A 19,348-nucleotide genomic window follows, 5' to 3' on the forward strand; every position below is an offset into this window, starting at 1 on the left:
TTCGTTTCTGAATAAATGGTGCACTTATAAGGTGCACTTCCTACATCTGCCCGGGGTCAATGGGGATAGACACCGGGCTTTGCTGTCGAGCGCCACGCGCCTCACAACAAAAAAAACGAGGTCATACATGACGACTGCTCTACGCCAACCCACGCTGTCCAGCCAATGCCTGGCCGAGTTCCTCGGCACCGCCCTGTTGATCTTTTTCGGTACCGGCTGCGTTGCCGCCCTCAAGGTCGCCGGCGCCAGCTTCGGCCTATGGGAAATCAGTATCATCTGGGGCGTCGGCGTGAGCATGGCGATCTACCTCACCGCCGGCATTTCCGGCGCGCACCTGAACCCGGCCGTGAGCATCGCCCTCACCCTGTTTGCCGGTTTCGACAAACGCAAGCTGCCCTTCTACATGCTGGCCCAGGTGTGCGGCGCGTTCTGTGGGGCAGCGCTGGTGTATACCCTGTACAGCAACCTGTTCTTCGATTTCGAACAGGCCCACACCATGTTGCGCGGTAGCGAAGCCAGCCTGGAGCTGGCCTCGGTATTCTCCACCTACCCACACCCGTCGCTGTCCACCGGCCAGGCATTTCTGGTGGAAGTGGTGATCACCGCCATCCTGATGGCCGTGATCATGGCCCTGACCGACGACAACAACGGCCTGCCACGCGGAGCCATGGCACCGCTGCTGATCGGCCTGCTGATTGCCGTGATCGGCAGTGCCATGGGCCCCTTGACCGGCTTCGCGATGAACCCGGCCCGCGACTTCGGGCCAAAACTCATGACTTTCCTGGCCGGCTGGGGCGAAATCGCCTTCACTGGCGGGCGGGATATTCCTTATTTCCTGGTTCCGGTGTTCGCACCGATCCTTGGCGCCTGCGTGGGTGCCGCGACCTATCGCGGCCTTATCGCCCGCAACTTGCCAACGGTACCTGCCGCGAACCCTGAGACAAATGACATCCGCCAGGGCGATACTCAAGCCAGTTGATGCCGGCATCACGCCCAGCCCTGACCCCCTATTTTTGCAAGGCCTACGACCATGACAGACACCCAGGATAAGAACTACATCATCGCCCTGGACCAGGGCACCACCAGTTCGCGGGCGATCATTTTCGACCGCGACGCCAATGTGGTGGGTACCTCCCAGCGCGAGTTCGCCCAGCACTACCCGCAGGCGGGCTGGGTCGAGCACGACCCGATGGAGATCTTCGCCACGCAAAGCGCGACCATGGTCGAAGCCTTGGCCCAGGCCGGTATCAGCCACGCTCAGGTCGCCGCACTGGGCATTACCAACCAGCGCGAAACCACCGTGGTATGGGACAAGGAAACCGGTCGCCCGGTGTACAATGCCATCGTCTGGCAGTGCCGCCGCAGTACCGAAATTTGTGCCCAGCTCAAGCGTGACGGGCATGAAGCCTACATTCGCGAAACAACCGGCCTGGTCACCGACCCCTACTTCTCTGGCACCAAGCTGAAGTGGATCCTCGACAACGTCGAGGGCGCCCGCGAACGCGCCGAGCGTGGCGAGCTGCTGTTCGGCACCATCGATACCTGGCTGATCTGGAAGTTCTCCGGCGGCAAGGTACACGTCACCGACTACACCAATGCCTCGCGCACACTGATGTTCAACATCCACAGCCTGCAGTGGGATGACAAGCTGCTGGAGATCCTCGGCATCCCGCGCCAGATGCTGCCAGAGGTGCGCCCGTCCTCGGAAGTGTACGGCCACACCAAGAGTGGCATCGCCATCGCCGGTATCGCCGGCGACCAGCAGTCGGCACTCTTTGGCCAGATGTGCGTGGAGCCAGGCCAGGCCAAGAACACCTACGGCACCGGCTGCTTCCTGCTGATGAACACCGGCGACAAGGCGGTAACGTCGTCGCATGGCCTGCTCACCACCATCGCCTGCGGCCCGCGTGGCGAGGTGGCCTATGCGCTGGAGGGTGCGGTGTTCAACGGTGGCTCCACCGTGCAATGGCTGCGTGACGAACTGAAAATCGTCAACGATGCTTTGGATACCGAGTACTTCGCCAGCAAGGTCAAGGACAGCAACGGCGTCTATCTGGTGCCCGCCTTCACCGGCCTGGGTGCCCCGTACTGGGACCCGTATGCCCGTGGCGCGCTGTTCGGCCTGACCCGTGGCGTGAAGGTGGACCACATTATCCGCGCCGCACTGGAGTCGATCGCTTACCAGACCCGCGATGTACTCGACGCCATGCAACAAGATTGCGGCCAGCGCCTGTCCGAGCTGCGCGTGGACGGCGGTGCGGTGGCCAACAACTTCCTCATGCAGTTCCAGGCCGACATCCTCGGCACCTGCGTAGAGCGGCCGAAGATGCGCGAAACCACAGCGCTGGGCGCCGCCTATCTGGCTGGCCTGGCCTGTGGCTTCTGGAGTGGCCTGGACGAGCTGCGCGATAAAGCCATCATCGAGCGCGAATTCAGCCCACAACTGGATGAAGCGCAGAAAGAGAAGCTGTATGCCGGCTGGAAAAAGGCGGTCGAGCGCACCCGTGACTGGGAAGATCACGAGGCGTAATGCCTATCGGGGCCGCCACGCGGCCCCAATCGTCTACTGGCCGTCATCCGCGTCCTACGGCATCATTGCAGAATTTGTCCGGCAGCCCCAAAGGACCGCCCCATGAATCTGCCCCCCCGCCAACAACAAATCCTCGAACTGGTGCGTGAGCGCGGTTACGTCAGTATCGAAGAAATGGCGCAGCTGTTCGTCGTGACACCGCAAACCATCCGCCGTGATATCAACCAGCTGGCCGAACTCAATTTGCTACGTCGCTACCACGGTGGCGCGGCCTACGACTCGAGCGTGGAAAACACCGCTTACGCCATGCGTGCCGACCAGATGCGCGACGAAAAGCAACGCATCGCCGAAGCCGTAGCCCGGCAGATTCCCGACCATGCTTCGGTGTTCATCAACATTGGCACCACCACCGAATCCATCGCCCGGGCACTGCTCAATCACAACCACCTGAAGGTCATTACCAACAACCTGCATGTGGCTGCAATCCTCGCCGCCAAGGATGACTTCGAAGTGCTGGTGGCCGGTGGCACGGTACGCCGCGATGGCGGGGTGGTCGGCCAGGCCAGTGTCGACTTCATCAACCAGTTCAAGGTCGACTTCGCCCTGGTCGGCATCAGCGGCATCGATGAAGACGGCAGCCTGCTCGACTTCGACTATCAGGAAGTGCGGGTATCCCAGGCCATCATCGCCAATGCCAGGCAAGTGATCCTTGCCGCCGACTCCAGCAAGTTCGGGCGCAACGCCATGGTGCGTCTGGGTTCGATCAGCCTGGTCGATTGCCTGGTAACCGACCAGGCGCCAACGACCACCCTCACCCAGTTGCTCAACCAGTACAAGATCCGCCTCGAGGTGGTTTGAGCCGCCTGCGGGCTGCCAAGCGGCCCGCCATTTTCGTAAATGTTCACTTTATTGTCATCTGATCAGTTTTTTCTATAAAGACTGACTGGCGACCGGCTTTCTCTTGCGCTAGTATTTTCGAAAACGAACATCAATGTTCATATTCGATGTGAACAGCCTCAGGAGGCCTTGCCCGTGTCCCAGCCCGTTTCGTCCCAGCCCCCACTCGCCGACTGCTATGACCTCGCCGTGATCGGCGGCGGCATCAATGGCGTGGGCATCGCTGCCGACGCCGCTGGGCGTGGCCTGAAGGTATTTCTTTGCGAGAAGGACGACCTGGCCCAACACACCTCGTCAGCCAGCAGCAAATTGATCCACGGCGGCCTGCGCTACCTGGAGCACTACGAGTTTCGCCTGGTGCGTGAAGCGCTGGCTGAACGCGAAGTGCTACTGGCCAAGGCACCGCACATCGTCAAACCGATGCGTTTTGTGTTGCCACACCGTCCGCACCTGCGCCCGGCGTGGATGATTCGTGCAGGCCTGTTCCTGTATGACCACCTGGGCAAGCGCAAGCGTCTGGGTGCCTCGCGCAGCCTGCGCTTCGGCCCGGGGTACCCACTCAAGCCGGCAATCACCCGTGGGTTCGAATACGCGGACTGCGCGGTGGACGACGCACGCCTGGTGGTGCTCAATGCCATGGCGGCTAAAGAAAACGGTGCGGATATCGTCACCCGCACCCGCTGCCTGCGTGCCGAGCGTGTCGATGGCGTGTGGCAGGTCGAGCTGCAGCATGCCGACGGCCACCTGCAGACCATTCGCGCCCGCGCCCTGGTGAACGCCGCCGGCCCATGGGTCGCCAGCTTCATCAAGGACGACCTCAAGCTTGACGCCCCCTACGGTATCCGCCTGATCCAGGGCAGCCACCTCATCGTACCGCGCCTGTACGAAGGCGAACATGCTTACATCCTGCAGAACGAAGACCAGCGCATCGTCTTCTGCATCCCGTACCTGGAGCGTTTCACCCTGATCGGCACCACCGACCGCGAATACAGCGGCGACCCGGCGCAGGTGAAAATCACCGAAGGCGAAACCGACTATCTGCTCAAGGTAGTCAACCAGCACTTCAATCATCAGCTCAGCCGTACCGACATCCTGCACACCTACTCGGGTGTTCGCCCGCTGTGCAATGACGAATCGGACAACCCTTCGGCCGTGACCCGCGACTACACCCTGGCGTTGTCTGCCGGCGAAGGGCAGGCACCCTTGCTGTCGGTCTTTGGCGGCAAGCTCACCACCTACCGCAAATTGGCAGAGTCGGCCATGGGCGAACTCAAACCCTTCTTCGCGCAGATGCGCGGCAGTTGGACCGCAACTGCTCCCTTGCCAGGCGGTGAGCACATGACATCGGTGCAATCGCTAGTAGAAGAAGTGTTAACACGCCACCCTTGGCTGCCAGTGGCTATCGCACAACGCTGGGCTACCACGTACGGCAGTCGTGTCTGGCGCTTGCTGGAAGGCCTCTCGGGGCCTGAAGGCCTGGGGCAATCATTGGGCGGCGGTCTGTTCGCCTGTGAAGTCAATTACCTGCGTGCCGAGGAATGGGCAGTGACTGCCGACGATATTCTGTGGCGGCGAACCAAGCTGGGGCTGTTCACCTCCAGCGCCGAGCAACTAGCGTTGCAGGAGTTCCTGAAGCAGGCTGCGCCTGGTAACGAAAACGAACGGGCCGCATGAGACAATGCCCCACTGCACACGCCAGCGCCTGAGCAGTGGGGCGATCGTGGCCGGGGCAGTTCAGAGTGGCCAGCGCTCGAAAGCCTCTTCGGTTAAACGCCTGATCAGCTCACGCTCTGCGTCTTCCAGATTCGACTTGAGCTCCTTACAGACAACCAAATAGTCCCCCTCAGTCATTTCTTCGCGCGCAAGCCGCTCGTCAGCAAGCGCCAAGTCGGACTGTTTTGCATCGACCAGCTCTTTGAAACGACGGCTGTAAGTGGCACGTAAGTATTCTTGCCAATAGTCCTGGACCACGAGTGAGTCGACCAGGCGTGCTTGAGTCTCGCCTTCCAGTATCTCGAGCCGGGCCGCGTTGATGTCTGCCGCCGTCACCAAGGACTCGGCTTCATAATGCATGCGCACGGGTTGACCCACCAATTGCAGTGGCGATGCCAACCGGATCCGGTAAGCAAGGTAGGTTTCAACATCGTCGATTCTATCGAGACGGGCCGGCTGCCCCTTGAACAGGTCCCTTAGCCGTTGCAGTTTTCGCGCTGCTACCCGGTCGACTTCCTGCAGCCTGTATATCGAACGGCCCAATCTCAACAATGAGCGCTCGCTCATCATTTCTGCAGAACCTGCGGTCTGGGAGTGGATCAAGGCCCTGACTTCCATCTGGCTGAACACCCACAGCAGACGATCCTCACACGTTGCAATGCCACCTGCCTGCTCGAAGAGCAACTCGCGCAGTTCCGTGTTCTGCTCACATGCCTCGATGATCGCCCATACACGTGCACGATAAAATGCCGGATATTTCAGGTAATCCGGAGAATGGGAAAAGTCGGTCAGGAAACGAAAAAAGTCGGCCGAGCCGGGCTCGGCACGCAAGTTGTCCCATGACGTTTCACGTGTGAGTCGCTGCACACCGGTGGAGCCGGCAAGCCAGCTGGAAAGTTCTGCCTGAGCGAGTACATGTTGACGATAGCTCGGGCCAGGCTGGCTAACGTGGTCTGCACTGTTCGAAGGTTCAGGCTGTGGCTGCAACAGGCGGTCGCTCGCTTCGTCCAGCGGGTTATCGTGAACGGCTACTTGCTGCAAGCGTACCCGCAGGCCTTCAAGGTCTTCGTTGATTCGGCGGAGCTGGTTATTTCGGAAGTCCGCCCTACCCCGCCACGGCAATTGTTGAATGTCGGCCGGGAATGTAGTTAGCCCTGTAGAACGAAGTCCTAGCTGCTGCAAATGGGGCAAAGCCCTTACCTGTGGTGCCTGCCCCAGCGGATTATGATTGAGCTCGAGTCGCTCCAGATTGACTAGCAAGTTCAGCCTGGAAGCGTCCCCCACTGTCATTACGATCTGATTATGGTCCAGCCGCAATTCGCGTAACCGGGGCAGCGCAGAGACGCCAGCAGGAATGGATGGAAGACGGTTTTCTCGCAGGTCCAGGTATTCAAGATTTGGGAAACGCCTCAGAAAATCGCTGTCGACAGTAGCCAGATTCATGTCCCGCAGCACCAACCGGGTCACGTGATCAAAGCTGACCTCACCCGGTAGTTCAGGCAAGTCTGTCACCCGCTCGCCGCGGATTTCCAACGTGTACGTGCCATTCGCTGTGCGTCCGATCTTGCGCCGCCAGCAACGGCGCACCGCGTTCATCACCCGGGTCCGACGCAAGTAATCCCTGACCGAGGCTTCGGCGCGCCAAAACTGTAATGCCCGCCGCAATTCCAACCATTGGCGATGCAACAACTCATAATCCGACCATGGGTCTCTACCCGCTGCAATGCAATCAAGCAGGTACTGCTGTACCTCATTGTCATCAAGTGTTGGAAATATCTGCCTGATTCCACGCCTCGCTGCTTGCCCTGAGCTCTCTCCACGACCGCTAAGTGGGTAGCCTATGCGCCCATCACCGAAGCGGATCGGCGGCCTCACGCCGCTCACCATTTCAACCTGCCCAATCAACCGTGACGCCAATGCCCGATGCTCTCGCGCATGGGTCGCCAATGTGTCGCTCAATTGCGACTCACTTGATGCTGAACCGCCCACACGAAGCTTCTGATCGTCGCTCATGCTGAGTAACAATGCGCGCATAAGCGTGAGGTCGGTGGGGGTATCGGGTTGAGGGGCATCCGGCATATGAACGGTGTAAGCACCTTCGTCCCGAACAAGGTAGATCACCTTCTGCGCAGATTCGGCACCCGCCCGGCCAACGAGCGGGCCTTGAATGGATCCTGAGCGCAGCTCTACACGATGAGACGCCGGCCAAGGCGCCAATTCATGCACCAGGCCGAGCGCCAGCTTCTCCGTATCCTCGCAGACAGCCTGCCACTGGCGCAGACCGGCACAGGCGCGGTCCAGGCGGCTGTCGCGCAAAAACCAGCGGACTCGCTCTGCCATAACCAAAGGTACTTTGCCCGAACCCTCGAGTTGCTCAAGTACCTGGCTGCTGACCTGGCTGCATATCTCCTGCGCCCCCCGCGCCGTGAGCCCCGGAAAATCCCGCCGTAGCAGCGTTTCTGGTGCGTCGTCGGCTTCCTGGCCCTTGGCAACCATCAGCTCAACGTTGCTCGGTGTCATGTCGGGATGTAATTCGTGAAGTCGATAGCGCTCCATGGCATCCGCCAAGCGTGCGGGCACAGGTGCATTCTCCAGGTTCAGTTGCCTCAATCGCGCTTCATCGAACCCTGTGCTATCGAGCACCGCGGTAGCCTGTTGCTGAGTGACACCGGCATACTCATCAGCCAGCCGTCGCAGCAGCAGCAGGTCTTCTGCCCAGGTCTCTGGACGCTCTAGCCCGTGCCGCCAGGTTCCTCCCTCCGTGGGCTCAAGCCTAGGGCGATAACGGTTTTCACGAGAGGGGTGACGTATCAACAATTGCGTTCCGTCATCTGAACGGGCCAGCGGGTACGTGCCTTCCTGCTTATGCAAATGCCAGCCAGATTCATCCGGGTGAATTTTCCCCACGAAAGATTGGCCCTGATGCACCGTTTTGTAAGACGACAGATCGTTGGAGCACAGCTTGACCCGACCACTGGCCACAATGGGTGTCAGATCATCGACAAAGGCTATACGTTCAAGCACCTTGCTCCCGGCAGCGGAAACGCCGCCCACAACTGCACCTACTGCCAATGTTTCTGCCACTGAAAACAGGTGCCCCAGCGCCGCTTCACGATCACCTATCTGCCAATCTTCATAACCTTCATAGACCTCGTCAGCAATCTGCAACGCTGTGATTCCAAGCATCACCTCCCCCAACACGGGTACGAACAGCCCTGCCAGCCCTAACAAGGTCAGCCCGACATTTTCGTAGCTGCTTAAACGTTCTGTGCGAGCCGCTGCGTCCTCGACCCCGGTCGGTACGGCCAACGCTTGTGCGTCATCGATGATTTTCTGGATGCACCGGGCACGCAGGTAGATAAACAGGGGCTCGCTGATCTGGACGTGACGGCCATCAAGCTCCAACGCCCGGCCTGCTTTGGTGGCCGCCTGCAAGCGGTCGAGGGTCATCATGAACGCAACGCGTTCCTGCTCCGCGATAAACCTGCTGAAGAACTGGCGGTAGCCCGGGCTTCGTAAGTTCAGCCCGAGCGCCTTGTACAAAGACGCCCATGATGCAAATCGCCTTACCGCCTGGACAGGGTCACCGGGTATCCAGACGACAATTTCGAGTAACGTGAAGCGCTTCTCATCCCAGGCTTCAATGGCCACCACCCCTTGCGCGGCCTTGCCCAGCACATACAGTTGCCGATGCTTGAGCACTGATGTATCTGCCGGCACGATTGGCTTGGGGGTGAAAACCCTCAACATCCGCAGATAGCTGCTTTCATCGATGTGCCCCTTGATGGCTGCATAACGCACCGCTGCCTCCATTGCGGCGCGCATCGATTCTTCAAACAACGCTTCGACATGCTTTCGACGCTGACCTGCAACCTCCCCTTTAGCGTCAACAGGGAACAAATGTTGATGCAACAGCGCCTGGTAGCGCGCACCGATATCCAGCGCCCGACAAAGCTTGGCGAACTGAACAAATGAAACCTGCAAAGGCGTACCCGACGCGCGCTCGAGCTTTCGACGCACCCTCGGCCGAGCTTCCAGCTCCTCCAAGGCAAAATTGTGCAGTGCCGCCGATAACAACGGAATGGATGATGTGCGAACCGTAGCCACAATGGGCGGAAGAGGAAAAATGCTTGGGAATTCCCTCTTCACCACCGTACACAGCAAAGCCGTGCGGGTATCCACCCTGATGTTGAACTCCTTGCGCAATTGCACCTCAAGCAAGGGTTGTGCAAATTCATCAAGCCCCGGAATGCCGGCGAACACTTGCCGGAGTTGCTCGGCTGCTTTCTGCTCCTGCTTCAAGGCCTGGTGAAACTGCTGGAGGGACTCGCTGGCTGTATTCTTGACCCAATCCGGCAGCTGCCGGACGATCAAGGCGTCTACGGACGCGGGTGGAAACAATTTGCTATTTGCTGCGCTCATTGGCTCGCCTCGAAAAAGAAAGCGAGAGTCCCTCAGCGACAGCCGACAAAGTGGTAATTAGTTCTCAAGCCCCATAAAAAATCACCCGTTCGGATAACCGAACACACTACCGATCACTCATTCGGAAAGCCGATCGAAAAACGCCTCACAATCGGTAAGAAAAAACTCGATTGCGCCTTTTTCCGGGGCGTTATGATCGATGTCAGAGCTTGGCACGACTCATGCTCTACACTTGGTAGCCGAATGCTCTCGCTTCTTGCGGTATTCGTTGAACGAAAGAGTCCGCCAACGGCTCCATAAAAAAAACAAACACGTCGAGGAAAATTTGATGCGCATCGTTCGTCAATTGCTGGGCGCCGCCATCGCGGCCGCTGTGATCGCTTCGCCGGCCATGGCCGAAGAACTGACCGGCACCCTGAAGAAGATCAAGGAATCGGGCACCATCACCCTGGGCCACCGCGACTCCTCCATCCCGTTTTCCTACCTGGCCGGCAAGCCCGAGCCCGTGGGCTACTCGCATGACATCCAGCTGGCTGTCGTCGACGCCCTGAAGAAGCAACTGGGTACGGACATCAAGGTCCGTTACAACCTGGTCACCTCCCAGACCCGCATCCCGCTGGTGCAGAACGGCACCGTCGACCTGGAGTGCGGTTCCACCACCAACAACGTCGAGCGCCAGCAGCAAGTCGGCTTCTCGGTCGGCATCTTCGAAGTCGGTACCCGCCTGCTGACCAAGGTCAAGGACGGTCAGCCGGCATACAAAGACTTCCCGGACCTGGCCGGCAAGAACGTGGTAACCACCGCGGGCACCACGTCCGAACGCATCCTCAAGGCGATGAACGCCGACAAGCAGATGAAGATGAACGTGATTTCCGCCAAGGACCACGGTGAAGCCTTCAACATGCTCGAAAGCGGCCGCGCCGTGGCTTTCATGATGGACGACGCCCTGCTCGCCGGCGAAATGGCCAAGGCCCGCAAACCGTCGGACTGGGTCATCACCGGTACCCCGCAGTCGTACGAAATCTACGGCTGCATGGTGCGCAAGGATGACGCAGCCTTCAAGAAAGCGGTCGATGACGCCATCGTCGGTTACTTCAAGTCGGGCGAAGTCAACAAGAGCTACGACAAGTGGTTCCAGCAGCCGATCCCGCCAAAGGGCCTGAACCTGCAGTTCCCGATGAGCGAAGAGCTGAAGAAACTGATCGCCGAGCCGACCGACAAGGCAGCGGACGAGAAGAAGTCCTGATCCTCAGCGTTTAGTGGCCTGATGCGCATCCGCGCACGATTGAACCCACAGGCCGCAACATTAGTGTCTACCCTTTCATCCGAGGGCGCCCAGCGCCCCCGGATGCTCGAAGGTGCCCGTGAAACAACCGTCTGAGGGGAAATCCCGATGAATTACAACTGGGACTGGGGCGTGTTCTTCAAGTCCACCGGCGTGGGCAGCGAGACTTATCTGGACTGGTACGTCACCGGTCTGGGCTGGACCATCGCCATCGCCATTTCCGCCTGGATCATCGCCTTGCTGCTGGGCTCGGTGCTCGGTGTGATGCGTACCGTGCCGAACCGCGTGGTATCCGGTATCGCGACCGCCTATGTGGAGCTGTTCCGCAACGTGCCGCTGCTGGTGCAGCTGTTCATCTGGTACTTCCTGGTACCGGACCTGCTGCCCGAAGGCCTGCAGGAATGGTTCAAGCAAGACCTCAACCCGACGACCTCGGCACTGATCAGCGTGGTGATCTGCCTGGGCCTGTTCACCGCCGCCCGCGTGTGTGAACAGGTACGTACCGGTATCCAGGCGCTGCCCCGCGGCCAGGAAGCCGCTGCCCGTGCCATGGGCTTCAGCCTGCCGCAGATCTACACCAACGTGCTGCTGCCGCAAGCCTACCGGATCATCATTCCGCCGCTCACGTCAGAATTCTTGAACGTGTTCAAGAACTCCTCAGTGGCGTCACTGATCGGCCTGATGGAGCTGCTGGCACAAACCAAGCAAACCGCCGAGTTCTCGGCCAACCTGTTCGAGGCCTTTACCCTGGCCACGCTGATCTACTTCACCCTGAACATGGGCCTCATGATGCTGATGCGCATGGTCGAGAAGAAAGTCTCGGTGCCAGGCCTGATTTCCGTAGGGGGCAAATAAATGGACATGGATTTCAGCGAAATCATCCCGGCCCTGCCTGCCCTGTGGGAAGGCATGGTCATGACCCTGCAACTGATGGTCATGGGCGTGGTCGGCGGCATCGTGCTGGGCACCCTGCTGGCGCTGATGCGCCTGTCGTCGAACAAGCTGCTGTCGAACGTGGCCGGCGCCTACGTCAACTACTTCCGTTCCATCCCGCTGCTGCTGGTGATCACCTGGTTCTATCTGGCGGTGCCGTTCGTGCTGCGCTGGATCACCGGCGAGGACACCCCGGTGGGTGCCTTCACCTCGTGCGTGGTGGCGTTCATGATGTTCGAGGCCGCGTACTTCTGCGAAATCGTCCGCGCCGGCGTGCAGTCGATTTCCAAGGGCCAGATGGGCGCAGCCCAGGCCCTGGGCATGACCTACGGCCAGACCATGCGCCTGATCATCCTGCCCCAGGCCTTCCGCAAGATGACCCCGCTGCTGCTGCAGCAGAGCATCATTCTGTTCCAGGACACCTCGCTGGTGTACACCGTGGGCCTGGTGGACTTCCTCAACTCGGCACGTTCCAACGGCGACATCATAGGGCGCTCCCATGAGTTCCTGATCTTCGCCGGTGTCGTGTACTTCCTCATCAGCTTCTCCGCTTCGTGGCTGGTCAAGCGCCTGCAAAAAAGGATCACCGTATGATTTCCATCAAGAACGTCAACAAGTGGTACGGGGACTTCCAGGTACTGACCGACTGCAGCACCGAGGTCAAGAAGGGTGAAGTAGTGGTGGTGTGTGGCCCGTCGGGTTCGGGCAAGTCCACCCTGATCAAGTGCGTAAACGCCCTGGAACCCTTCCAGAAAGGTGACATCGTGGTCGATGGCACCTCGATTGCCGACCCGAAGACCAACCTGCCCAAGCTGCGCTCCCGGGTTGGCATGGTGTTCCAGCACTTCGAGCTGTTCCCGCACCTGTCCATCACCGAGAACCTGACCATTGCCCAGCGCAAGGTGCTCGGTCGCAGCGAAGCGGAAGCGACCAAGAAGGGCCTGGCCCTGCTCGACCGCGTCGGCCTCGGTGCCCACGCCAAGAAACACCCCGGCCAGCTTTCCGGTGGCCAGCAGCAGCGTGTGGCCATCGCCCGCGCCCTGTCGATGGACCCGATCGTCATGCTGTTCGACGAACCGACCTCGGCGCTGGACCCGGAAATGGTCAATGAAGTACTGGACGTCATGGTGGAGCTGGCCCACGAAGGCATGACCATGATGTGCGTGACCCACGAAATGGGCTTCGCCCGCAAAGTGGCCAACCGCGTCATCTTCATGGACAAGGGCAACATCATCGAGGACTGCCAGAAGGAAGACTTCTTCGGCAACCCGTCGGCCCGCCACGAGCGTACCCAGCACTTCCTCAGCAAGATCCTGCAACACTGATTTTGCTTCACAGAACCGGTCGGCGCCGCTGCCCTTTCGGGCAGTTGGCGCTGGTCGTGACAAGGCCACTGTGATGAAATGCGACCCTTCGCTTCTTCTCCCTGCCAAGCCTGCCGTGAATTCCCGCCTGCTCCGCCAATTGCTGTTGCCGCCCCTGATCATCCTGCTGATGGTCGGCCTGGGAATGGCTGGCTACCTGATCAGCGAAAGCAACGGCATTCGCACCCTCAGCGAAAACGGTGAGCGCCAGCTGGAGCTGCACGCGCGCACGGTCGAAAGCGAAATCAGCAAGTACACCTATCTGCCGAGCCTGCTGGAGCTGGAAGACAGCGTCTCGCACCTGCTCACCGACCCGGACGGCGGCTCACGGCAAACGGTAAACGAATACCTTGAGGGCCTGAACCGGCGCAGCCGCAGCCGGGCCATCTTCGTTCTCGATACCAATGGCCGGGTACAGGCCACCAGCAACTGGCGCGACGCCGACTCGTTCCTGGGTGAAGACCTGTCGTTCCGCGCCTACTTCCAGACAGCCGTGCGCGGTGAGCCTGGGCGTTTCTATGGCATCGGCAGCACCACCGGCGAGGCTGGCTACTACCTGGCTCATGGCCTGGAGGAGCACGGCAAGATCATCGGCGTGGCCGTGATCAAGGTGCGCCTGGACACGCTCGAGGAGCGCTGGCAACGTGCCCGTCTGGAGGCGTTCGTCAGTGACGAGAACGGCATCATCATCCTTTCCAGCGACCCGGCCCGACGCCTGAAATCGGTGCGCCCGCTGACCCCGCAAATCAAGGAGCGCCTGGCGCGCAGCCTGCAATACTACTGGTGGCCGCTGAACGAGTTGCAGCCACTGGCCCGGGAAACCCTGGCCGATGGCGTGGAAAAACTGACCTTCCCGGCCAACAGCGAAACCGCAAAAGGCAAACCCCACGAGGTTGCCTACCTGGCGCAGACCCGTCGCCTGGTGGATACACCCTGGCATTTCACCCTGCTGACCCCGCTGCAGGACCTGCGCCGCGAGTCCATGGTGCAGGGCATCCTGGTGGGCGTGGCGTTCGCCTTGCTGGCGATCCTCGGCATCGCCTGGAACGAGCGACGCAAGGTCATCGCCACCCGCCTGGCAGCCCGTGAAGCCCTTGAGGAAGCGAATAGCCAGCTGGAGCGGCGGATTGCCGAGCGCACCGCCGACCTGCGTGCCAGCAACGAACGCCTGAAGGGGCAAATTCGCGAGCGCCGGCATGCCGAGCAAACCTTGCGCCACGCCCAGGATGAGTTGGTGCAGGCCGGTAAGCTGGCGGCCATCGGGCAAATGTCCACCAGTATCGCCCATGAGCTGAACCAGCCGCTGGCCGCGTTGCGCACCTTGTCTGGCAACACGGTGCGTTTCCTCGAACGTGGGGCACTGGAAACCGCCAGCACCAACCTGCGCACCATGAACGACCTGATTGACCGCATGGGCCGCATCACCGCCAGCCTGCGCTCCTTCGCCCGGCGCGGCGATGACAGCGGCCAGGCCTCGCTGGCCAAGGCGGTGGAGGCGACCTTGCAAGTATTGGCCAACCGCATCAGCGCCTGCCATTTGCAGTTGCACCACCAGTTCGACGACCAGCAGCTGGCTATCGACCAGACGCGCCTCGAACAGATTCTGGTCAACCTGATCGGCAACGCGCTTGATGCCATGGCCGCGCAACCGCTGCCCGAGCTATGGCTGGAAGGCGAACTGCAGGGCGACAAGTACCGCTTGCAGGTGCGCGACAATGGCCACGGCATCGATGCCGAGGCGCGCAAGCACCTGTTCGAACCTTTCTTCACCACCAAACCGGGCGAACATGGCCTGGGCCTGGGCCTGACCTTGTCGGCGAGCCTTGCCGCCGCCGCCAAGGGCAGCCTCAACGTCGAGCACCCCGCCACTGGCGGCACGGCCTTCGTCCTGGCCTTGCCCCTGGTTTCTCCCCCTAGTGAATCGGCAGAGCACCCATGAACCAAGCGCCTCTTACCGTACTGATCGTCGAAGACGACCCGCATGTGCTGCTCGGCTGCCAGCAGGCGCTGGCGCTGGAAGATATCGCCTGCGAAGGCGTGGGCAGCGCCGAACAGGCGCTGGAACGCATCGGCGACGATTTCGCCGGCATTGTCGTCAGTGACATCCGCCTACCGGGCATTGACGGCCTGGAACTGCTCAACCGCCTGAAGGCCCGTGATCGCAGCCTGCCGGTGGTGCTGATCACCGGCCATGGCGATATCGACATGGCCGTCGGCGCCATGCGTAACGGCGCCTACGACTTCATGGAAAAACCGTTCTCCCCCGAGCGCCTGGTCGATGTGGTGCGCCGCGCACTGGAGCAACGCGGGCTGTCGCGAGAAGTGGTGGCCCTACGGCGCCAACTGGCCGGACAGAGCAGCCTTGAGGGCCGCATCATTGGCCGTTCCCCCGCCATGGAGCACTTGCGCGAACTGATCGCCAACGTCGCCGATACCTCAGCCAACGTGCTGATCGAAGGCGAAACCGGTACCGGGAAAGAGCTGGTCGCACGCTGCCTGCACGACTTCAGCCGCCGCCAGAGCCAACCGTTCGTGGCGCTGAACTGTGGCGGCCTGCCGGAAAACCTGTTCGAAAGCGAGATTTTTGGCCATGAGGCCAACGCCTTCACCGGCGCCGGCAAACGCCGCATCGGCAAGATCGAGCACGCCAACGGCGGCACGCTGTTCCTCGATGAAGTCGAGAGCATGCCGATCAACCTGCAGATCAAGCTGCTGCGCGTGCTGCAGGAACGTACCCTGGAACGATTGGGCTCTAACCAGAGCATCCCGGTGGATTGCCGGGTAATTGCCGCGACCAAGGCCGACCTCGACAGCATGGGCCAGAGCGGCCAGTTCCGCAGCGACCTGTATTACCGGCTGAACGTGGTCACCCTGGAACTGCCGCCACTGCGCGAGCGCCGCGAAGACATCCTGCAACTGTTCGAACACTTCCTCCAGCAGTCGGCCTTGCGCTTCGACCGGGAAACCCCGACGCTGGACAGTCAGACCTTGTCGCGCCTGATGGCCCACGATTGGCCGGGCAATGTGCGCGAGTTGCGCAACGTGGCCGAACGCTATGCGCTTGGCCTGCCGGCGTTCAAGAAAGGCCCCAGCGGTGGCGCCAGCCAAGGTTTGGGCTTTGCCGAGGCGGTGGAAGCGTTTGAACGCAACCTGCTCAGCGACGCCCTGCAACGCACCGGGGGCAACCTGAGCCAAGCCAGCCAGGAGCTGGGCATGGCCAAGACCACGTTGTTCGACAAAGTGAAGAAATACGGCCTCGGCTGACCTCAACCCAAACTGGAATAACAACGTGGATCTGGTATTCAAAGCGGCCTTGGGCGCTGGTGTGGTACTGCTGCTGGCGGTGCTGTCAAAGACGCGTAACTATTACATCGCCGGGCTGGTGCCGCTGTTCCCCACTTTTGCCCTGATTGCCCATTACATTGTTGGCAAGGGGCGCAGCATTGCCGACCTGAAGACCACCATCCTGTTCGGCATGTGGTCGATCATTCCGTATTTCGTGTACCTGGCGACCCTGTATGTATTGGTTGACCGCCTGCGCCTGGAGGCAGCGCTGGCACTGGCCACGGTGGCCTGGCTGATGGCCGCGACCGTGCTGGTGACCTTGTGGGTGCGGATGCACTGATTGATATCGGCGCGGGTTTCAGAGCCCTGCGATATGCGTGACATCCTGCCGATGCGCTTGCAGATAAGGCAACACAGCCCCCAGCAGCGACGCTTTGAACGGCTCCTGGAAGCGGTGTGCCAGCCCTGGTATCAAGCGCAGCTGGCTGCCTTGAATATGCGCCGCCAGGTGCACACCATGCATCACCGGCAGCAACGGGTCAGCCGTGCCGTGCACCACCAGGGTCGGCACCCTCAACTGGTTCAATAGCTCGACGCGGCTTGGCTCGGCCAGGATCGCCATGATCTGGCGCTTGGCCCCGTCCGGGTTGAACGCCCGGTCGTAAGCCACCGCTGCCTGGTGCAGCAACACGGCGCGGTCGTCCCGCACCTCTGGGCTGCCCAACGCCGCCAGCAGGTCGGCCTGCTGCTCGATGGCCACCTCGCGGTTTGGCGCGCTACGCCGGGCCAGCAACTGTACCAGCGCCGGGGCCGGCGCCGGCAACCCCGCCGCCCCGGAACTGGACATGACCAACGTCAGGCTGCGCACGCGCTCGGGAGCCATGGCTGCCAGGTGCTGGGCGATCATGCCGCCCATGCTCACGCCCAGTACATGAAACTGGCGCACCCCCAAGGCGTCCATCAGGCGTAAGCCATCGTCTGCCATGTCGGTCAGCGTATAAGGCGCCGCCACTGGCAAGCCCAGCTTGTAACGCAGCAGCTCCACCGTCAGGTTTGCCGACGGCGGCACCTGGTTCCAGCGTGACAGCCCGACATCGCGGTTGTCGTAGCGGATAACCCTGAAACCTTGGCGACACAATGCCTCGACCACATCGTCCGGCCAGTGGATCAGTTGCCCGCCCAGCCCCATGACCAGTAGCAAGGCCGGATCACGCGGCGCGCCCACGCTCTGGTACACCAGGCTGACCGCACCCAGCTCGGCGCGCTGCACCGGTACGTGAGCGTCACAACGCTGTTCGGCGAAGCTGGCAGGTACGCTGAAAAGGAAGATAAGAAAAAGCCAAAAAGCCCGCATGAAAGAAACACCAGAATGCAGATCCCCAGTAAAGCGCGAGTCTGATGAATTCTGTTCGGGCGCGCTGCCACAGTTCGGTGACATTTTCATGACTCCCGCCAGGCGGTGCGGCTGAACGCCCAGTCGACAGGCACGGCAACATGAGAGAAACTCAACTCATTCCCTGCTTCTTCAATCCCACACACCGGAGTCAGCTGTGCTGGAGATCCGTCACCTGAAAACCCTTCATGCCCTGCGCGAAGCCGACAGCTTGGTGGAAGCCGCCGAGCGCCTGCACCTGACCCAGTCGGCGCTGTCGCATCAGTTCAAGGAGCTGGAAGAGCGCCTGGGCCTGCCCCTGTTCGTGCGCAAGACCAAGCCGATCCGCTTCACCAGTGCCGGGCTGCGCCTGCTGCAACTGGCCGATGCCACCCTGCCACTGCTGCGCGGCGCCGAGCGCGACATTGCGCGCCTGGCCGGTGGCACCGCCGGGCGCCTGCACATGGCCATCGAATGCCACAGCTGCTTCCAGTGGCTGATGCCGACCATCGACCAGTTCCGCGATGCTTGGCCGGAAGTGGAGCTGGACCTGGCCTCCGGCTTTGCCTTCGCCCCGCTGCCGGCACTGGCACGCGGCGACCTGGACCTGGTGGTGACTTCCGACCCGGTGGACCTGGCAGGTATCACGTATGTGCCGCTGTTCACGTACGAAGCGATGCTGGCCGTGGCCAACCAGCACGCGCTGGCCAGCAAGCCCTACATCGTGCCGCAAGACTTGCTCGACCAGACGCTGATCACCTACCCGGTGGAGCGCGACCGCCTGGACATCTTCACCCGCTTCCTGGAGCCGGCCGACATCGAGCCGGCTGCCGTGCGCACGTCGGAGCTGACGGTGATGATGATGCAACTGGTGGCCAGCGGCCGTGGGGTCTGCGGCATGCCGCACTGGGCACTGCACGAATACAGCTCGCGCGGCTATGTAAAGGGCAAGCGCCTGGGTGAAAAAGGCCTGTTCGCCACCCTATATGCTGCCGTGCGCACCGACATGCTCGATGCGCCGTACATGCGCGACTTCCTGTTGACCGCCAAAGATACCTCGTTCGCCACGCTCGACGGCGTCAGCGCGGTGCGCTGACTGCCTGGCGGTACAGCGGCAGTATCAGGTCGCGGGTCAAAGGCGCCAGCGGCAGGGCTGGTGCCTGATCGGCAGCCAGCCACACCACCTCTTCGATCTCCGCAGCCGGCGTTACCGGCGAGGCGCTGTCGACACGGAACAGTTCGGCTTGCACCTCGAAGCCTGGTTCGTTCGCGGCCGGGGCACTGAACCGGCCCAGGTGCACGGCCTGGTCCGCGTTGATGCTCAGCCCCAGCTCTTCATGCAGTTCACGCACCAGCGCCTGCACCGGTGATTCACCGGCATCGATCTTGCCACCTGGCTGCATGAAGGCCTCGGTGCCACGCTTGCGCACCAGCAAGGTACGGCCCTGGGGGTCGATCAGCAAGGCAGCGGCGATGCGGATGATGTTGGCCATGGGGAGAGCTCGCTGAAAACAATGGCCGGGGAGGATCCCATGGGGATCATTGGC

The 19,348-nt window shown here is 61.2% G+C and carries 15 protein-coding genes; 12 read left to right on the forward strand and 3 right to left on the reverse strand.

Annotated elements, in window-relative coordinates; all coding sequences use genetic code 11:
* Nucleotides 1-127: 127 nt before the first annotated feature.
* The 4 genes from B9A31_RS13005 to glpD all read left to right on the forward strand — a co-directional run bounded on the left by B9A31_RS13005 (nucleotide 128) and on the right by glpD (nucleotide 5,101).
* A complete protein-coding gene (locus B9A31_RS13005; protein WP_027609168.1) occupies nucleotides 128-979 on the forward strand; it encodes an MIP/aquaporin family protein in 852 nt (283 codons plus the stop codon).
* A gap of 51 nt (nucleotides 980-1,030) precedes the next feature.
* Nucleotides 1,031-2,530: a glycerol kinase GlpK gene (gene glpK, locus B9A31_RS13010; RefSeq protein ID WP_016713734.1), complete on the forward strand. Its 1,500-nt coding sequence runs from the start codon at nucleotides 1,031-1,033 to the stop codon at nucleotides 2,528-2,530.
* 102 nt (nucleotides 2,531-2,632) lie between these two features.
* A complete protein-coding gene (gene glpR, locus B9A31_RS13015; RefSeq protein ID WP_016713733.1) occupies nucleotides 2,633-3,388 on the forward strand; it encodes a DNA-binding transcriptional repressor GlpR in 756 nt (251 codons plus the stop codon).
* Nucleotides 3,389-3,562: 174 nt separating this feature from the next.
* Nucleotides 3,563-5,101, forward strand: a complete 1,539-nt coding sequence (gene glpD, locus B9A31_RS13020; RefSeq protein WP_025754575.1) for a glycerol-3-phosphate dehydrogenase — start codon at nucleotides 3,563-3,565, stop codon at nucleotides 5,099-5,101.
* Nucleotides 5,102-5,161: 60 nt separating this feature from the next.
* Here the strand turns inward: glpD and B9A31_RS13025 are convergent, their stop codons facing one another.
* Nucleotides 5,162-9,562 (reverse strand): NEL-type E3 ubiquitin ligase domain-containing protein, encoded by a 4,401-nt coding sequence (locus tag B9A31_RS13025; RefSeq protein WP_084297047.1) that lies wholly within the window; start codon nucleotides 9,560-9,562, stop codon nucleotides 5,162-5,164.
* 328 nt (nucleotides 9,563-9,890) lie between these two features.
* On the opposite strand from B9A31_RS13025, the gene B9A31_RS13030 reads away from it, so the two are divergent.
* From B9A31_RS13030 to B9A31_RS13060, 7 genes are all read left to right on the forward strand, one after another.
* The gene (locus B9A31_RS13030; protein ID WP_016713730.1) at nucleotides 9,891-10,808 is read left to right on the forward strand and encodes a glutamate/aspartate ABC transporter substrate-binding protein; all 918 of its coding nucleotides are present in this window, start codon (nucleotides 9,891-9,893) and stop codon (nucleotides 10,806-10,808) included.
* Between the two features lie 147 nt (nucleotides 10,809-10,955).
* A complete protein-coding gene (locus B9A31_RS13035; protein WP_084297048.1) occupies nucleotides 10,956-11,702 on the forward strand; it encodes an amino acid ABC transporter permease in 747 nt (248 codons plus the stop codon).
* Nucleotides 11,703-12,374, forward strand: coding sequence for an amino acid ABC transporter permease (locus tag B9A31_RS13040; RefSeq protein WP_019096549.1), 672 nt, complete (start codon nucleotides 11,703-11,705; stop codon nucleotides 12,372-12,374).
* On the forward strand, nucleotides 12,371-13,105 hold the full coding sequence (locus B9A31_RS13045; RefSeq protein WP_003258023.1) for an amino acid ABC transporter ATP-binding protein: 735 nt from the start codon (nucleotides 12,371-12,373) through the stop codon (nucleotides 13,103-13,105). The genes B9A31_RS13040 and B9A31_RS13045 overlap by 4 nt, the downstream gene beginning before the upstream one ends.
* A gap of 73 nt (nucleotides 13,106-13,178) precedes the next feature.
* Nucleotides 13,179-15,083: a two-component sensor histidine kinase AauS gene (locus B9A31_RS13050; protein WP_025754577.1), complete on the forward strand. Its 1,905-nt coding sequence runs from the start codon at nucleotides 13,179-13,181 to the stop codon at nucleotides 15,081-15,083.
* The gene (locus tag B9A31_RS13055; protein WP_019096547.1) at nucleotides 15,080-16,408 is read left to right on the forward strand and encodes a two-component response regulator AauR; all 1,329 of its coding nucleotides are present in this window, start codon (nucleotides 15,080-15,082) and stop codon (nucleotides 16,406-16,408) included. The genes B9A31_RS13050 and B9A31_RS13055 overlap by 4 nt, the downstream gene beginning before the upstream one ends.
* 25 nt (nucleotides 16,409-16,433) lie before the next feature.
* On the forward strand, nucleotides 16,434-16,769 hold the full coding sequence (locus tag B9A31_RS13060; RefSeq protein ID WP_084297049.1) for a GlpM family protein: 336 nt from the start codon (nucleotides 16,434-16,436) through the stop codon (nucleotides 16,767-16,769).
* An 18-nt stretch (nucleotides 16,770-16,787) separates the two neighbouring features.
* Here B9A31_RS13060 and B9A31_RS13065 read toward each other — a convergent pair whose 3' ends face one another.
* Entirely contained in the window at nucleotides 16,788-17,783 is a 996-nt protein-coding gene (locus B9A31_RS13065; protein WP_084297050.1) for an alpha/beta fold hydrolase, read from the reverse strand.
* A 196-nt stretch (nucleotides 17,784-17,979) separates the two neighbouring features.
* Here B9A31_RS13065 and metR point away from each other — a divergent pair, with 196 nt between their 5' ends.
* Entirely contained in the window at nucleotides 17,980-18,897 is a 918-nt protein-coding gene (gene metR, locus B9A31_RS13070) for a transcriptional regulator MetR (RefSeq protein ID WP_019097212.1), read from the forward strand.
* Here the strand turns inward: metR and B9A31_RS13075 are convergent.
* Nucleotides 18,881-19,294 carry an NUDIX hydrolase gene (locus tag B9A31_RS13075; RefSeq protein ID WP_084297051.1) on the reverse strand — a complete coding sequence of 138 codons (414 nt, stop codon included), beginning with the start codon at nucleotides 19,292-19,294 and terminating at the stop codon, nucleotides 18,881-18,883. The genes metR and B9A31_RS13075 overlap by 17 nt on opposite strands.
* Nucleotides 19,295-19,348: the final 54 nt, after the last annotated feature.

Source organism: Pseudomonas sp. URIL14HWK12:I5 (genome assembly GCF_900176445.1).
Taxonomy (GTDB): Bacteria; Pseudomonadota; Gammaproteobacteria; order Pseudomonadales; family Pseudomonadaceae; genus Aquipseudomonas; species Aquipseudomonas monteilii.

Excerpts from the sequence above, each read along its gene's own strand:
- B9A31_RS13005 (WP_027609168.1), top strand. The coding sequence starts at position 128 with ATGACGACTGCTCTACGCCAACCCACGCTGTCCAGCCAATGCCTGGCC.
- glpK (WP_016713734.1), top strand. The coding sequence starts at position 1,031 with ATGACAGACACCCAGGATAAGAACTACATCATCGCCCTGGACCAGGGC.
- glpR (WP_016713733.1), top strand. The coding sequence starts at position 2,633 with ATGAATCTGCCCCCCCGCCAACAACAAATCCTCGAACTGGTGCGTGAG.
- B9A31_RS13025 (WP_084297047.1), bottom strand. The coding sequence starts at position 9,562 with ATGAGCGCAGCAAATAGCAAATTGTTTCCACCCGCGTCCGTAGACGCC.
- B9A31_RS13030 (WP_016713730.1), top strand. The coding sequence starts at position 9,891 with ATGCGCATCGTTCGTCAATTGCTGGGCGCCGCCATCGCGGCCGCTGTG.
- B9A31_RS13035 (WP_084297048.1), top strand. The coding sequence starts at position 10,956 with ATGAATTACAACTGGGACTGGGGCGTGTTCTTCAAGTCCACCGGCGTG.
- B9A31_RS13040 (WP_019096549.1), top strand. The coding sequence starts at position 11,703 with ATGGACATGGATTTCAGCGAAATCATCCCGGCCCTGCCTGCCCTGTGG.
- B9A31_RS13045 (WP_003258023.1), top strand. The coding sequence starts at position 12,371 with ATGATTTCCATCAAGAACGTCAACAAGTGGTACGGGGACTTCCAGGTA.
- B9A31_RS13050 (WP_025754577.1), top strand. The coding sequence starts at position 13,179 with ATGAAATGCGACCCTTCGCTTCTTCTCCCTGCCAAGCCTGCCGTGAAT.
- B9A31_RS13055 (WP_019096547.1), top strand. The coding sequence starts at position 15,080 with ATGAACCAAGCGCCTCTTACCGTACTGATCGTCGAAGACGACCCGCAT.
- B9A31_RS13065 (WP_084297050.1), bottom strand. The coding sequence starts at position 17,783 with ATGCGGGCTTTTTGGCTTTTTCTTATCTTCCTTTTCAGCGTACCTGCC.
- B9A31_RS13075 (WP_084297051.1), bottom strand. The coding sequence starts at position 19,294 with ATGGCCAACATCATCCGCATCGCCGCTGCCTTGCTGATCGACCCCCAG.